General features: G+C 49.4%; 9 protein-coding genes and 2 tRNA genes. 7 read left to right on the top strand and 4 right to left on the bottom strand.

Going from position 1 to position 12790, the window contains the following annotated elements; translation table 11 throughout:
• The first annotated feature begins 10 nt into the window (after positions 1-10).
• From SK62_RS07400 to SK62_RS07390, 3 genes are all read left to right on the top strand, one after another.
• Complete coding sequence (locus tag SK62_RS07400; RefSeq protein ID WP_032654151.1) at positions 11-2200, top strand: TonB-dependent siderophore receptor; 2190 nt, start codon at positions 11-13, stop codon at positions 2198-2200.
• 163 nt (positions 2201-2363) lie between these two features.
• Positions 2364-2439, top strand: a tRNA-Asn gene (locus tag SK62_RS07395).
• A gap of 339 nt (positions 2440-2778) precedes the next feature.
• Positions 2779-3555 (top strand): aryl-sulfate sulfotransferase, encoded by a 777-nt coding sequence (locus SK62_RS07390; protein ID WP_226879424.1) that lies wholly within the window; start codon positions 2779-2781, stop codon positions 3553-3555.
• A gap of 105 nt (positions 3556-3660) precedes the next feature.
• Here the strand turns inward: SK62_RS07390 and SK62_RS07385 are convergent, their stop codons facing one another.
• Positions 3661-4836, bottom strand: a complete 1176-nt coding sequence (locus tag SK62_RS07385) for a cytoplasmic protein (protein ID WP_131646173.1) — start codon at positions 4834-4836, stop codon at positions 3661-3663.
• A gap of 132 nt (positions 4837-4968) precedes the next feature.
• On the opposite strand from SK62_RS07385, the gene SK62_RS07380 reads away from it, so the two are divergent.
• From SK62_RS07380 to SK62_RS07370, 3 genes are all read left to right on the top strand, one after another.
• Positions 4969-6522, top strand: coding sequence for a bifunctional metallophosphatase/5'-nucleotidase (locus SK62_RS07380; protein WP_047718249.1), 1554 nt, complete (start codon positions 4969-4971; stop codon positions 6520-6522).
• 128 nt (positions 6523-6650) lie between these two features.
• Entirely contained in the window at positions 6651-8213 is a 1563-nt protein-coding gene (locus SK62_RS07375) for a bifunctional metallophosphatase/5'-nucleotidase (protein ID WP_047718250.1), read from the top strand.
• Positions 8214-8297: 84 nt separating this feature from the next.
• On the top strand, positions 8298-9179 hold the full coding sequence (locus SK62_RS07370) for a nucleoside-specific channel-forming protein Tsx (protein WP_047718252.1): 882 nt from the start codon (positions 8298-8300) through the stop codon (positions 9177-9179).
• Between the two features lie 154 nt (positions 9180-9333).
• Here SK62_RS07370 and cbl read toward each other — a convergent pair whose 3' ends face one another.
• Entirely contained in the window at positions 9334-10284 is a 951-nt protein-coding gene (cbl, locus tag SK62_RS07365; protein ID WP_047718254.1) for an HTH-type transcriptional regulator Cbl, read from the bottom strand.
• 96 nt (positions 10285-10380) lie between these two features.
• Positions 10381-11298 carry a nitrogen assimilation transcriptional regulator NAC gene (nac, locus tag SK62_RS07360; RefSeq protein WP_048249376.1) on the bottom strand — a complete coding sequence of 306 codons (918 nt, stop codon included), beginning with the start codon at positions 11296-11298 and terminating at the stop codon, positions 10381-10383.
• Between the two features lie 320 nt (positions 11299-11618).
• On the opposite strand from nac, the gene SK62_RS07355 reads away from it, so the two are divergent.
• Positions 11619-11694, top strand: a tRNA-Asn gene (locus tag SK62_RS07355).
• Between the two features lie 135 nt (positions 11695-11829).
• On the opposite strand, the gene ldtA is transcribed toward SK62_RS07355, so the two are convergent.
• Positions 11830-12762: a L,D-transpeptidase gene (ldtA, locus tag SK62_RS07350; protein WP_015572412.1), complete on the bottom strand. Its 933-nt coding sequence runs from the start codon at positions 12760-12762 to the stop codon at positions 11830-11832.
• Positions 12763-12790 lie beyond the last annotated feature (28 nt).

The following is a 12790-nucleotide window of genomic DNA, read 5'->3' as shown; positions in this document are numbered from 1 at the left end:
CAACATAACAATGAAACGTTCTCATCTTTGGGTTTTAAATCCGTGCTTGCTTGCCATGCTTTCTACCTCTGCGTGGGCGGAAGAACAAAAGGAAGAAGATATTGTGGTCTCCGCCAGCCGGGCACATCGCAGCGTGGCAGAGATGGCGCAAACCACCTGGGTTATTGAGCGGGCGGAAATTGAGCAGCAGGTTCAGGGCGGGAAAGAGATTAAAGACGTGCTGGCCCAGCTGATCCCCGGCATGGACGTCAGCAGCCAGGGACGTACCAACTACGGCATGAACCTGCGCGGTCGCTCCATGATGGTGATGGTGGACGGCGTACGTCTGAACTCTTCCCGCAGCGACAGCCGCCAGCTCGACTCTATCGATCCGTTCAACATTGACCGTATCGAAGTCATTTCCGGCGCCACCTCGCTGTACGGCGGCGGCAGTACCGGCGGGCTGGTGAACATCGTCACCAAAAAAGGCCAGCCGGAGACCGAAGTGGAGTTCCAGACCGGGGCAAAAAGCGGGTTTAACAGCCATAACGACCATGATGAGAACGTATCGGCAGCGGTCAGCGGCGGCAATGACAACGCCTCTGGCCGTCTGTCGGTCTCCTATCAGCGCTACGGCGGCTGGTATGACGGCAACGGCGACGAGGTGATTATCGATAACACCCAGACCGGCTTGCAGTATTCCGACCGTATCGACGTGATGGGGACAGGCACCATCAACATCGACGATCATCAGCAGCTCCAGTTAACCACGCAGTACTACAAGAGCGAATCCGACGGCAAGCACGGCCTGTTCCTTGGGGAGAATTTCGCTGCGGTCACGGGCGATGCCAAAGCCTATAACAAAGACAACCTGAACTCTGACCGTATCCCGGGCACAGAGCGTCACCTGATCAACCTGCAATACTCGAACACCGATTTCTGGGGTCAGGATCTGGTTGCGCAGATTTACTACCGTGACGAGAGCTTGACCTACTACCCGTTCCCGACGCTGAGCAAAGGCGCGGTGACCAGCATTGGCGCTTCCCAGCAGAAAACCGATTTTTACGGCGGCAAGCTAACGCTAAACAGCAAGCCGATGGACGACCTGACCCTCACCTGGGGTGTGGATGCCGACCACGAAACATTCGATGCCAACCAGCAGTTCTTTGACTTGAGCAAAGCGGCGGCGAGCGGCGGCATGGAGCTGGACAATGCCTACAACGTGGGCCGTTATCCGGGTTACAGCATTACCAACCTCGCGCCGTTCCTGCAAGCCAGCTATGACATTGACGCCATCACCCTGAGCGGCGGCGTGCGTTACCAGTACACCGAAAACAAGGTGGACGATTTTGTCGGCTACGCCCAGCAGCAGGCAATCGCCACGGGCAAAGCGACCTCCGCTGACGCGGTGCCGGGCGGGAAAACCGACTACAACAACTTCCTGTTTAACGCCGGGATCCTTGGACGTCTTACCGAACAGCAGCAGCTGTGGTTTAACTTCTCCCAGGGCTTCGAGATCCCGGACCTGGCGAAGTACTACGGCTCCGGCACCTATCAGCTGGTCGATGGTCACTATCGCCTGCAAAACAGCGTCAACGTGAACGACTCAACGCTGGACGGTATTAAGGTCAATGCTTACGAGCTGGGCTGGCGCTTCACCGGCGATAACCTGCGTACCCAGGTGGCGGCGTACTACTCGCTCTCGGATAAAACCATCACCATCAACAAGAGCGACATGACCATCAACCTGGAGGACGATAAACGTCGTATCTATGGGGTTGAAGGCCAGGTGGACTATTTCTTCACCGACAGCGACTGGAGCACCGGGGCGAACTTTAACGCCATCAAGTCCGAAACGCGTGAAAACGGGAAATGGGAGAAGCTGACGGTCGATAGCGCCAGCCCGTCTAAAGCCAGCGCATGGGTTAACTGGGCGCCGGGCGACTGGGCCCTGCGCGTGCAGAGCACACAAACCTTCGACGTGTCTGACGCCGACGGTAAGAAGATTGATGGCTATAACACCGTTGATTTCCTGGGCAGCTACGCCCTGCCGGTGGGCAAAGTCAGCTTCAGCGTGGAAAACCTGCTGGACAAAGACTACACCACCGCCTGGGGCCAGCGCGCACCGGGGCTGTATAGCCCAACCTATGGCTCACCGGGTCTTTATACTTATAAAGGCCGTGGACGTACGTTTGGCCTGAACTACTCCGTTCTGTTCTGATCCTGCGCGCCGCCTGCGGGCGGCGCGATTTGCTGTGCAATTTGAAAGCAAATTTGCTATTAAATCATCGGTTTGCTGAAATTCTCGGCAAACGAACAAAAACGGTGTTTTCCCCTTTGACAAGGCGCACGCAGGTCGATAATATGCGCCTCGTTCACACGATTCCTCTGTAGTTCAGTCGGTAGAACGGCGGACTGTTAATCCGTATGTCACTGGTTCGAGTCCAGTCAGAGGAGCCAAATTTGAAAAGCCTGCTTTTAGAGCAGGCTTTTTGCTTTTCAGCGCATGAGAAATGCAGGACGGCGCCCGTTGCCGTTTTAGTGTTTACCCCCACCTCCTCACCTGTCCCTGTTATATATTCCACTAATAAATAGAATCATTAATATTAATAACACATAACTATCATCCATCAAATATCGATCGGCAAAAACTATTAATTACATTCCGTGTGATATTCATCACAAAACGGGATTGCTCAACGTTTATTATTTATCGCATAGCAAAAGCAAATCGTTAGACCAGGAAAAATAATCTCATCAAGAGCTAAAGTTTTTTACTTATATACCCTATGGAGGTAATTGTTTTGCCATGGAAAGACCCATCATCAAATTCTGAATAACAATACGCCTAATGATGTCCATTTTAACTCTCTTACATGGATTGCAAGCAGCCCAAATAACGAAGAAGCCATTATTGTCCATTCTCGCACAACGAGTACAACTTTTGGTATCTCTATCGTTGATGGCAGTATCTTGTGGGCAATCGACACAGGTAATTTCAACCCTCAGTTCCCGGCAAAACAAGCGACTATTCATATTGATAATTCGGGTATTACTCATTTTGAAAATGGTGCCCATACGGTGTGCATCACGAATAATAGTGCTTTTTCTGCCAGTATCGATCCTACCGCAGGAAAATTTGTCTTATCAGTGTTCGATAACCGATCTTGCGTAGATGAAAATGGCAACCCCGTTATTCGTCCGATAAATGACGCAGCGACGTCGGACCCCTATCAAACAGATCCAGCCCGCATTCTGTTCTATGCGGTCGACTTAGCAGCAGGCACCGCTGTTGAGATTCATGCGCCTGTTGAACTCCCAACGACGCCTATCCTCCAATGGACCGACTTTATGGGAGGCGTGTTTGATCATGGTGATTATTTCACTATTTTTACCTGCCATGCGCGCTCATTCTTTATCAGTGACGTAGACGGTAATATGGTTGCCTCTATCTATGATGTGATTTCTTTATCTGATGGCGCTCCTCAATACCCTGGGGAGGCCTACCGTGCAAGATTATTTAATGAAACGGAGCTTACTGACGTCATCACTGCGGCATCTATTTATGCAAATTAATCAAATGATGTAACAATCTGGAACAGATGCAATTGATCACTGCATATGTTAATAGGGGGTCATGTCGAGCCATGACCCCTTGATGCTATATACGAAGCGCACAGGTCATGACTTCATCGCCGAAAAGATTGAGCCATTATTCATACCTGAAGGCGCTAATGTAAATTTATCGTTATAGTCTTGCGCCAGGGAAAGTAGTATTTGCGTCACCCGCCCTGCGGATAGTTGCGCGCTGCGACTAAAATGCGTTTGTTTATATAGCCAGTTGATAAAGCACCTGCTGGCCGTTAAAGAGAGCCTTTTAGCGTTACTGCTATCCCCCCCTGTTAATGGGCAAACCATCTTACGGTTTTTTCCCTGCTCCCAAAGCTGCCACTGACTTTGCCACCAGCCATGCTGTGACGTTCTCTGAAAATTCCAGGGTATATCACTATCATTATCGTTGATTTCTTCTTCTATAAACCACATTTCACCTTGCCCCAGGCGAAACAAATTTGCCCAGGCGGTAATGACTGCTCCCCGAAGAAAGCATTCGTGTGAAATAACATGCATCTTTACCTCAGGAAAGAGGAGATTCAGTATTCGAAAATGCCCGTGAGCCGCTATCACCGGGCGCACAATCGAACCTCTGGCGTTACATTTCAGAGCCGCGCTTCCATACTGTATTTCATCGAACTGGCTCCGACGCAGAAACTGTGTCTCTCGCATATCAACGCGTTTTACAATATCAGCGTGATGCAAATCAGGCTCGATATTTCCCTTCCAGTGATAACGTAATGTTTCCCCACTTTGATGCTCAGTAAAATTAGTAGAGAGATGAATAATATTACCGCGGATGGCATCAAAACTGATCAGGACATACAATTTCTGTTCTGCAATTCTCCCCTGGAACGGTACAACCAGTGACACAGTTTCAATACGTTCTGGATACACTATTTTTCTTTGCTTTTGCTGTTTGGGTGTCCAGACTTTTTTGCAGGCGCGGCACTGAACGCGCTGTGTCCCCCGTGGGTTATAACCATAACAAATAGTTTTCGGGCAATAACATTCAGGGCAAAAATAACCGTTTTCTAAGGCATAGGCGCTTAAGCAAGAAAAAAGCCATTCATTAAATTGTTGTTCATTAAACAGAGGGGGATAACTCCCACATGCCCGGCAGTGCAATGCTGGATATCCCAGCCTGTAGTCTGGCCAACTGTAATCTTCAGATGCTGATACTGGCAGCCCTAAATTACGGCAACCAAACGATTTACAGGTATTAATCGTAAACAGAATCAATATTAATCACCAACGATTTGAATGGGTCGGTGATTTTGCCGCATAACTCTTGCATAAGTGTGTGAGCAGGTTCGCATAAAAAATCCTTTCAGAACGTAAAGTAGCGAATCTTTATATGACTGAAAGGAACGACTTATGAAGATAAAGTTAATCGCTGCGGGTATTCTGACGACGCTACCATTTTGGGCCTGCGCTAAGGATGTCACCATCCTTTATACCAATGATCTCCATGCTCATGTAGAACCTTATAAAGTGCCATGGATTGCTGACGGCAAACGGGATATTGGTGGCTGGGCGAATATCACTACTCTGGTAAAAGAGGAAAAATCAAAAAGTAAAGCGACATGGTTTTTTGATGCAGGTGACTATTTCACTGGCCCTTATATTAGTAGCTTAACGAAGGGAAAAGCAATTATTGATATTATGAATACCATGTCGTTTGATGTTGTAACGATAGGTAATCATGAATTTGATCATGGCTGGGATAATACATTATTACAGCTAAGCCAGGCGAAATTCCCTGTCGTACAGGGCAACATATTCTATGAGAACAGCAGCAAATTATTCTGGGATAAACCTTATACCATCGTCGAAAAAGATGGCGTGAAAATTGGCGTCATTGGTTTGCACGGCGTGTTTGCCTTCAATGATACCGTCTCCGCGGCAACGCGCGTAGGCATTGAAGCGCGGGATGAAATTAAGTGGTTACAGCGCTATCTGGATGAACTGAAAGGCAAAGTCGACCTGACCGTATTGCTGGTCCATGAAGGTACACCGGCGCGTCAGTCCAGTATGGGAGGGACCGACGTACGACGTGCACTGGATAAAGATATTCAAACTGCAAGCCAGGTGAAAGGTCTGGATATTCTGATTACGGGACATGCGCATGTCGGTACGCCGGAACCGATTAAAGTTGGCAATACGCTGATCCTCTCGACCGACAGCGGCGGCATTGATGTGGGGAAACTGGTACTGGACTACACGAAGCCGCATCAGTTTACGATGAAAAATTTTGAGCTTAAAACCATTTACGCCGATGAGTGGAAGCCCGATCCGCAAACGAAACAGGTTATAGACGGCTGGAATAAGAAACTGGATAAAGTAGTTCAACAAACGGTGGCGCAGTCGCCGGTTGAGTTGACGCGCGCGTATGGTGAATCAGCCCCGCTGGGTAATCTGGCTGCGGACGCTCTACTGGTGGCTGCGGGTAAAAATACTCAGCTAGCCTTGACCAACTCGGGCGGCATTCGCAATGAGATCCCGTCGGGCGCAATTACGATGGGTGACGTCATCAGTACGTTCCCCTTCCCTAACGAGCTGGCCACGATGGATCTTACGGGTAAACAATTACGCACGTTGATGGAACATGCCGCAAGTTTAAGTAATGGCGTCTTGCAGGTTTCAAAAGGCCTGGAGGTGAAGTATGACAGCAGTAAACCAATCGGTCAGCGGGTCGTCGTATTTACCCTTAATGGCAAGCCGATTGAGGATGCGACAGTCTACCACATTGCCACTCAGAGCTTCCTTGCTGACGGCGGCGATGGTTTTACCACCTTTACCGAGGGTAAAGCGCGTAATACAACAGGCGGTTACTACGTTTCTAATGCCGTGATCGATTACTTCAAAGCGGGCAACACTATTACAGATGAGCAGCTCAAAGGCATGCGCGTTGCTGATGTGAAAAAGTAAAGGTTCTTACCATACAGGCTTTTGGCGCCGCATTGGTGCTGAATGCATTGAAATAAAATAAACGTTTAAGGGTTCATACCTCTACATGGACCCTTTTCAAGCTATTATTTTTTTCAAGGGAATTGATTATGAAGAAAAATATAAAGCTGAGCCTGATTACGTTATGTTGGTTCGCAACGTTAACCGCCTCAGTTCATGCAAAAGATGTAACAATTTACTATACCAACGATCTACATGCTCATGTCTCCCCTGGGAAACTACCCACCGTTGACAAAGAACGTCTGGTAGGAGGTTTTGCGAATATAGCGACCATCGTCAATGATGCTAAGAAAATAAGTAAAGATGTTTTTTTCTTTGATGCAGGTGATTACTTTACCGGGCCCTATATAAGTACCCTGACCAAAGGCGAAGCCATTATTGATATCATGAACACCATGCCCTTTGATGCTGTGTCAGTGGGAAACCACGAATTTGACTATGGCGTTGATAACATGGTTAAGCAGTTATCAAGAGCACACTTCCCCATTTTGTTAGGTAATGTTTTTTATACCAACAGTGAAAAGCCCGTCTGGAATACCCCCTGGACGGTTGTCGAAAAAGATGGCATCAAAATTGGCGTAATCGGGGTACATCAGAAATTTGCATTTTATGACACGATTGCAGCTAAGGCTTACGCTGGTTCAGAGGCGCGTGATGAAGAGCCTTATATTCAAAAAGGGCTTGATGCCTTAAAAGGTAAAGTGGATATCATCGTGCTGCTTATTCATGAAGGTACGCCAGCGCGCCAGTCAAGCTATGGAAACAAAGACGTAGCCAGAATGCTACAAGCTGATATCGATACCGCGAAGAAATTTAAGGGTATTGATGTATTAATCACAGGCCATGCCCATGTAGGGACGCCAGAACCGATTAAAGTTAATGACACTCTCATTGTTTCAACGGATGCCTATGGTACTGACATTGGTAAATTAGTATTGGATTTTAACCCTCAGACGAAGAAAATTGTGCGTTACAAAGGTGAATTAATCACTGTATTTGCTGATGAATATAAACCTGATCCAAAAGTTCAGCTTAAAATTGATGAGTGGAATGCCAGTCTGAAAAAAATCACTGGCCAGGTTATTGGTTCGACAACGGCGCACTTTACGCGTTCATATGGGGAATCATCACCCGTCGGTAATTTGATAATTGATGCCATGATGGCAAAAGTGCCGGATGCCGTCGTTGGATTACAAAACAGCGGAGGGATACGTGCTGATTTCCCACAGGGAAATTTAACCTACGGCGATGTTATTACCACCTTCCCGTTTAATAATGACCTGGTTGAAATGGATCTTTCCGGAAAAGATCTCACCGATTTAATGATCCATGCGACTAATCTCACCAATGGTATTTTGCAAGTATCAAAAAGCGTTCATGTTGTCTATGACAGTACAAAACCGCTGGGCAAACGTCTCATTAAATTCACTGTCAATAATCAACCCATAGATCCGACCAGGATATATCGGGTTGCTACACACTCATTTTGTGCGACAGGTGGCGATGGATTTGAAGCATTTTTAAAAGGGAAAAATATTAAAACTATTAACAGCACTACCTCTGCCGATTCAATTATTGATTATGTGAAGGCGCATAGCCCAGTTAAACCCGATCATGAAATGAGGGTGACTGATGTAAGCGCAGCAAATTGAATTAAACAAGAAGTGATTAAATACTGACATGTATTTTAAATACCACTCGCTTTTCAACATACTCCCATTAAAGGAAATACACGCATGAAAAAAATGAAATATCTTTTACCAGGCGCATTGTTAATGCTCCCCTTGATTGCGTTTGCGGACTCTGGTAATAATGAATATCTATCAGACTGGTGGCATCAAAGCATTAATATAGTCGGCAGCAACTCTACTCGCTTTGGGCCACAAAAAAGGTCCGATCTCTATCCAGAATACCGTGCGTGGGCACATGTGGATTGGTTTGATTTTTACGGCTATGCGGATTTACCTAAATTTTTTGGTTTGGGAAATGACAACGACATTGGTATTTGGGACAATGGCTCGCCATTCTTTACAGAAATAGAGCCACGTTTTAGCATCGACAAATTAACGGGACTTGATTTGAGCGTTGGTCCATTTAAAGAATGGTATTTTGCTAACAACTATATTTATGATGCGGGTACTAACGAAGGACAGCGTCAAAGTACCTGGTATATGGGAATTGGGACGGATATTGATACGGGATTACCGATGACTTTATCTGCAAACATCTACGCTAAATACCAGGGGAATAATTATAACGCCGCCAACGAAAACGAATGGGATGGATATCGCTTTAAATTAAAATATGCTATTCCTTTAACTACACTGTTTGGCGGCAAGCTAAATTACATCGGTTTCACCAATTTTGATTTTGGCTCAGACTTAAAAGACGAATCAGGTGGCGAGCAACCCTTTTACTCCCGTACTAATGACTCAATAGTTTCTACCCATATCCTCAGCTTAGTTTACTCTCACTGGAGCTATGGCGCCACCCTTCGTTATTTCTATCATGGTGGGCAATTTGAAGAAGGCAGTAAAGCATATAATAGCAAAGGGCAGATTACCCGTATAGACTCTACGGGGTGGGCCTACTATTTAACTGCCGGATACACTTTTTAAATATGTCTAAAAGGAATTAGCCATTAAGGAATAAAATAATAATGCCATTCATTTATGGATGGCATTATTTTATTTAACTCGGTACACGCATCACCCAGGAAGACTTAGAGCCACTCTTACCGTTCCCGGCAGACAATGCGCCGCCGGGCAAAAACTAAATCTGATAATCAATCGCCACCTCTTCCGGCTCCATCACCTGGCGTTTGATCTCATCTACGGAGAGCCCCGCATTGCACAGCTCGATAAAACGCCACACATAGTTACGCTGAAGCTGCCCGCGCTTCAGCCCGAGCCAGACGGTGTTCGCATCGAACAGATGACGTGTATCCAGACGCACCAGATTACCGTCCTCATATTCTCCGCCAGACTGCTCGGCCACCAGGCCAATCCCCAGCCCTAACTCGACGTAGGTTTTGATCACGTCGGAATCCTGCGCGCTCAGCACCACGTCCGGCGTGAGCCCTTTACGCTTGAACGCTTCATCTATGCGCGAACGCCCGGTAATGCCCTGCCGGTAGGTGATAAGCGGCCATTTGACGATCTCTTCCAGCGTCAACGGTGAAACCTGGTTCAGCGGGTGTTCGGCGGGTAATAGCAGGCTGTGGTGCCAGCGGAACCACGGGAACGCCACCAGCAGCGGGTCATTGCTCAGCCGTTCACTGGCGATACCGATATCGGCCCCACCGTTATGCAGCAGCACTTCAATTTCCTGCGGCGTGCCCTGGATCAGTTCGAGACGTACGTCCGTGAAGATCTCACGAAATGCTTTGATAACCGTCGGAAGGCTGTAACGCGCCTGTGTATGGGTGGTGGCGATAGTCAGCACACCCGAAGCGTCGTTGGTAAAGAGATCCGCCAGCCGACGAACGTTGCTGGCCTCGTTGAGAATGCGCTCAGCGATGGTCAGCAATGCCTTGCCTGGCTCGGTCATACCCAGCAGGCGCTTGCCGCGACGGATAAAAATCTCAATGCCTAACTCCTCCTCCAGCTCGCGGATATGTCGGCTGACGCCCGACTGAGAGGTGTAAAGCATATTGGCGACTTCGGTCAGGTTGTAATCCCGCCTGGCCGCCTCACGAATAATTTTAAGTTGCTGGAAATTCACAATTCACTCCGGCGCATCTGACATAAGGCTATTGTTAGAGTCAGGCGGGCTGGAGAACAAATAATAAAAACCAGCATCTTATGCTTATTTGGAATATCAGCTGACGAGTTGCAGCTCGCGATTTTCCAGCGACGACTTACTGACCAGAGACATCAGGATCTCTTTCACCGCCTGCGCCTGCGGTGACAGGGAGCCGCGCGCGGACATATTCAACGACAGCGGTAAGCTCATGGATGGCGTGGTGATGCGGGCCATCCAGCCGTTCGCCGCGCTGCACAGTGAACGTGCGGCAGACTCGGGCAGAACCGTTACACCCATGCCGCTGGCAATGGCGGCAGTCAGCGTGGAGATGGAATCAATCTCGCCGATAATTTTGGCCGTCAGACGGCGCAGCGAGAACGCTTCGTCAACGCGCACACGCACGGCACTGTAGTCGCGCGGCAGGAACAGGTTCATCTCTGCCACAGCGGTTAAATCAATGCTCTGGCCGGGGCAATCACGGGTACCGACCAGGTAAAGATCTTCCTTCAGCAGCGGCTGGCTGGTGATCCCGGCAACCGGGGAGCGATCGTACAGCACCGCCATATCCAGCTGACCGTTGAGCAGTTTGTCATTGAGCACGGAACCACTGTTCTCATGCAGATAAACCAGCACTTCCGGTAGCTCCGCGCGCACCGCCTGAAGCAGCGGCATGGTGACAGACGATGCGGCCGTTCCCGGCGCCAGGCCAATGGAGACATGGCCGCTCAGGGTCTGACCCACATTGTGCACGGCCAGCTGCGCCTGTTCACACTGACGCAGGATCGTGCGGGCATGGGTATATAAAATTTTTCCCGCTTCGGTAGGCGTTACGCCGCGCTTGGTGCGGATCAACAGTTGCTGGTCCATTTCGCCTTCCAGAGTCGCGACCTGCTGGCTCAGCGCAGGCTGCGCGATATGCAGCACTTCAGCCGCCTGGGTCAGGCTGCCGATATCGACGATTTTTACGAAGTATTTCAGTCGTCTTAAGTTCATGTTGCCCCCTGTTCGAAAATAGCGTGCCGGTAACGGCTGTGTTGTTAAACAGGTTTTGCAATATGGATGCCAGTTTTTTGCAGCGGGTGTATGTCGCTGCTAAGCGGCTGAAAATAAGGAAAGCCAATCACTGGTGCCTGTTTTGAGACGGGGACAACGGTTTCCGATCTGCCCCATTCGGGGTATATCTGCACAATAATGGTGCATTCCGTTGGCAAAAACGTCACTTTGCTGGTTTTGTCAGCAAACAGTTCAAAGTCGGCGATCCATCCTTTGACAAGGCGTACGCAGGTCGATAATATGCGCCCCGTTCACACGATTCCTCTGTAGTTCAGTCGGTAGAACGGCGGACTGTTAATCCGTATGTCACTGGTTCGAGTCCAGTCAGAGGAGCCAAATTTGAAAAGCCTGCTTTTAAAGCAGGCTTTTTGCTTTTCTGCGTTCGGTCAGTTTGTCGGGTGGCGCTGCGCTTACCCGACCTACATTCTGCGTTCGGTAAAATTGTCGGGTGGCGGCTTCGCCTTACCCGACCTACGGTCCTGTAGGCCCGGTAAGCGCAGCGCCACCGGGCATAGCAAGCTTCACCGGCATCCCCGACCGCCGTTCCAGCTCAGCGCCCGCCCCTTCACTAATTAGCTGCGTCCTTTGTGCGGCTGAAATGGGCAGCGGCACCTTATTTGTCGATTCAAATTCCGCGCGATTGCGTGACAGCGGCTCGTGAACCTCTACCCAACGGCTACCGTCCGGCTCGGTGGTCACCTTTAAGGGCTGATCGATAAGCTGTACCCTCGTCCCCACCGAAACGTTATCGAACAGGTATTTGATATCGTTATTACGCAGGCGAATGCAGCCCTGGCTGACGCGCAGACCAATGCCGAAATTTGAGTTGGTACCGTGGATCGCGTACAGCCTGCCGATATAGAGGGCATACAGCCCCATCGGGTTATCCGGCCCGGCGGGAACGAACGCGGGCAACGTTTTCCCCTCTTTCGCGTAAGCGCGTCGCGTATTTGGCGTGGGTGACCAGGTTGGGCCTTCCTGTTTGCGCTCAACGGCGGTTACCCAGTTACGCGGCGTTTCGCGCCCGGCCTGACCGATGCCAATAGGCAGCACCTCAACCGTGTTGCTGCCGGGTGGATAATAGTAAAGTCGCATTTCCGCGACGTTCACCACAATCCCCTCGCGCACCGTTGGCGGCAGAATAAGCTGCTGGGGTACCACCAGCTGTGTTCCGGCTCGCGGTAAAAACGGATCCACCCCCGGGTTGGCTTCCAGCATATTGCTCAACCCCTGTCCGTGCTGCGCTGCAAACGCTTCGAGCGGCAGAGTATTGCCCTCAGGCACGGTGATGGTGATCGGTGCCCCCACCAGGCGGCTGCCCTCGGGAGGGAGGGGGTAGGTTACAGCAGATGCAGCGGGAACCAGAATACCAAGCGTAAAAACGAATGAGGCAAATCGAATCATAGTGTTCTGTACTCAGTCAAAGAGAAAG

It is taken from the genome of Enterobacter sp. BIDMC109 (assembly GCF_001037885.1).
Taxonomy (GTDB): Bacteria; Pseudomonadota; Gammaproteobacteria; order Enterobacterales; family Enterobacteriaceae; genus Enterobacter; species Enterobacter hormaechei_C.
The sequence above is the reverse complement of the archived record's forward strand: the minus strand, read 5'-3'. Positions and strand labels throughout refer to the sequence as shown.

Bases quoted from the DNA above. Each gene is read 5' to 3' on its own strand.
- SK62_RS07400 (WP_032654151.1), top strand. From the start codon at position 11: ATGAAACGTTCTCATCTTTGGGTTTTAAATCCGTGCTTGCTTGCCATG.
- SK62_RS07380 (WP_047718249.1), top strand. From the start codon at position 4,969: ATGAAGATAAAGTTAATCGCTGCGGGTATTCTGACGACGCTACCATTT.
- SK62_RS07375 (WP_047718250.1), top strand. From the start codon at position 6,651: ATGAAGAAAAATATAAAGCTGAGCCTGATTACGTTATGTTGGTTCGCA.
- SK62_RS07370 (WP_047718252.1), top strand. From the start codon at position 8,298: ATGAAAAAAATGAAATATCTTTTACCAGGCGCATTGTTAATGCTCCCC.
- nac (WP_048249376.1), bottom strand. From the start codon at position 11,298: ATGAACTTAAGACGACTGAAATACTTCGTAAAAATCGTCGATATCGGC.
- ldtA (WP_015572412.1), bottom strand. From the start codon at position 12,762: ATGATTCGATTTGCCTCATTCGTTTTTACGCTTGGTATTCTGGTTCCC.